The sequence below is a fragment of the Kinneretia sp. DJ1R-11 genome, assembly GCF_025717595.1.
Taxonomy (GTDB): domain Bacteria; phylum Pseudomonadota; class Gammaproteobacteria; order Burkholderiales; family Burkholderiaceae_C; genus Paucibacter_A.
Window position 1 is genome coordinate 1 of sequence record NZ_JAJIRR010000045.1, and the last position, 1,168, is coordinate 1,168.

A 1,168-nucleotide genomic window follows, 5' to 3' on the forward strand; every position below is an offset into this window, starting at 1 on the left:
TTCAGTGCATCTGGATGGCGCCCTGGGCGCGGCCCTTGCCGGCGCGGGCCGGCGGGTTGCACATGCCGCAGACATAGTGACGGGCGATCTCATGCGGGTGCGTCACGAAATGACCGCCGCAGCTCGAGCACTTGGTCATGGTCAGCATGCCGTTGTCAATGAACTTCACCAGGCGCCAAGCACGCGTCACCGACAGCATGGCCTCCAGGCCTTGCGCCTGCGTCTGCTCCTGGTAGAGCTGGTAGGCCTTGATCACCGCATCGATCTCGTCCAGCTCCGACACCTTGTTCAGGTACTCGTGCACGTTCAGGAAGAGCGAGGCGTGGATATTGGGCTGCCAGGTCATGAACCAATCGGTCGAGAACGGCAGCTGGCCCTTGCTGGGGCTCTTGCCCGAGACTTCCTTGTACAGGCGCAGCAGGCGCTCATAGGACAGATCGGTCTCCGACTCCAGCACTTGCAGGCGCGCACCCAGATTGATCAGGGTCACCGCACGTTCAATTTGGCGGGCTTCGGTCAGGATGCTCTTGTTGCGCATGATGGAGTCTCTCGAAATTTGGTGTGTGTTTGCGGGGCCAGCGCCGGGCCGCTCCCAAGCGGCCCCGCCGACCGAATCAGCGACGGGCCCTGCCCGGCGACGATTCGAACCCTCTCGGAGGGTGCTGGCCTGTAACCAGGCCAGCGGGTGTAAGCGTTCAGGCGGCTTCTTGGTGGCGGCCGGCCATCAGAATCGATGCGTGGAGGCGACCGACGCCGTCGTTGGCGGCCGACTTGCTGTGGCTGGTCAACAAGCCCCAGACCAAGTCGTCGTCCATGCGGAAGCGGCACAGCAAGGTGTTGCCCGAGGCAATCTTCATCAGCTGCGCCGGGCTCAGCGTGCCAATCAGGGTGGCCGTGTCTTCCGAGATGCCCAGGCGATACAGCGCCTGCTCGCGGTCCGTTCGGATCAGGTTCTGCGCCAACATCAGGTAGGACAGATTGGCTTCACGGATCTCGGCGAGGATTTGGTCTGCGTTCATGTCTGGGCTCCGCTTCGGTTGCTTTTCAATTCAGGATTCGTCTCAACGTGAAACGAATTGTGAAGATCCAAACAAAGCCGCAACATCAGCCCAAATCCAGCTCTTGAGTCCCGGTTCTTCCCAGAACCTTGTCAGGCAAACTCTTACAA

2 protein-coding genes are annotated in these 1,168 nt (G+C 61.1%); both read right to left on the reverse strand.

Features of this window, described 5'->3' with window-relative positions; genetic code table 11:
- Position 1 precedes the first annotated feature (1 nt).
- Positions 2 to 538 carry a flagellar transcriptional regulator FlhC gene (flhC, locus tag LNV23_RS23830; protein WP_263520531.1) on the reverse strand — a complete coding sequence of 179 codons (537 nt, stop codon included), beginning with the start codon at positions 536 to 538 and terminating at the stop codon, positions 2 to 4.
- Between the two features lie 157 nt (positions 539 to 695).
- Complete coding sequence (gene flhD, locus LNV23_RS23835; protein ID WP_263520530.1) at positions 696 to 1,019, reverse strand: flagellar transcriptional regulator FlhD; 324 nt, start codon at positions 1,017 to 1,019, stop codon at positions 696 to 698.
- Positions 1,020 to 1,168: the final 149 nt, after the last annotated feature.

Bases quoted from the DNA above. Each gene is read 5' to 3' on its own strand.
- flhD (WP_263520530.1), bottom strand. From the start codon at position 1,019: ATGAACGCAGACCAAATCCTCGCCGAGATCCGTGAAGCCAATCTGTCC.
- flhC (WP_263520531.1), bottom strand. From the start codon at position 538: ATGCGCAACAAGAGCATCCTGACCGAAGCCCGCCAAATTGAACGTGCG.